Source organism: Klebsiella sp. 4_1_44FAA (genome assembly GCF_000238715.1).
In the GTDB taxonomy this organism is placed as follows: Bacteria; Pseudomonadota; Gammaproteobacteria; order Enterobacterales; family Enterobacteriaceae; genus Klebsiella; species Klebsiella pneumoniae.
On the sequence record NZ_JH414846.1, the window covers coordinates 1 to 962 of the forward strand.

Genomic DNA, 962 nt, shown 5'->3' on the forward strand with positions numbered 1-962 from the left:
GGGACATTACAGCTTGGTGTTAACAGGACCCATACAACTCCTGTGTAAGTTCACACAGATATTGCAATTGCCTCAGAACACTAAAGGAGGGATTGCCAGATGTTGATGCAGCATATCGGTGTCGGCTATTTTGGGTATTACCGAGCAACTGCTTATGCGATGAAACACTCTCTTATGCCCGAGATTGCGAAGTTAAGAATGAAGGCTCTGAACTTCTGGGATAAGCACGGGATCCGTGCCGCAGCTGATGCTTTTGACGTATCAACGCGAACACTCTACTGGTGGCGCCGGTTACTGCGCACCGGTGGTCCAGAAGCACTAATTCCAAGAAGCAAAGCCCCTCTGGTTCGCCGTTCAAGGCACTGGCATCCTGATGTACTCAAGGAGATCAGGCGTCTGAGAACTGAGTTACCCAATCTCGGCAAAGAGCAGATTTTTGTCAGGCTGAAACCATGGTGTGAAGCGCGGCATTTTACCTGTCCCAGCACGTCAACCATTGGAAGAATCATTGCTGGTGCTCACGATAAAATGCGGATGATCCCCGTACGCCTCAGCGCCAGGGGCAAAGCCCGGTTGATAAAAAAACGCTCAGTGAAGCCCAGAAGACCAAAACAATACCGCCCGGTAAAAACAGGCGAACTCATAGGGATGGACGCGATTGAACTCAGGATGGGGGACCTACGCCGCTATATCATTACCATGATCGACGAGCACAGCGACTATGCGCTGGCCCTGGCGGTCCCTTCACTCAACAGCGATATTACCAGCCATTTCTTCAGCAAGGCCACAAAGCTCTTTCCTGTCGCTATCAGACAAGTTGTCACTGACAACGGTAAGGAGTTCCTCGGTAACTTTGATAAAACGCTACAGGAAGCCTCGATTAAACACATCTGGACCTATCCGTACACACCGAAAATGAATGCGACCTGTGAGCGATTTAACCGGACACTTAGAGAACAATT

General features: G+C 49.9%; 1 protein-coding gene. It reads left to right on the plus strand.

Annotated features, from left to right (window positions below; genetic code table 11):
- Window positions 1–99: 99 nt before the first annotated feature.
- Window positions 100–962 (plus strand): IS481-like element ISKpn28 family transposase (locus HMPREF1024_RS00080; RefSeq protein WP_009310158.1); only part of this gene is annotated, 863 nt, incomplete at its 3' end.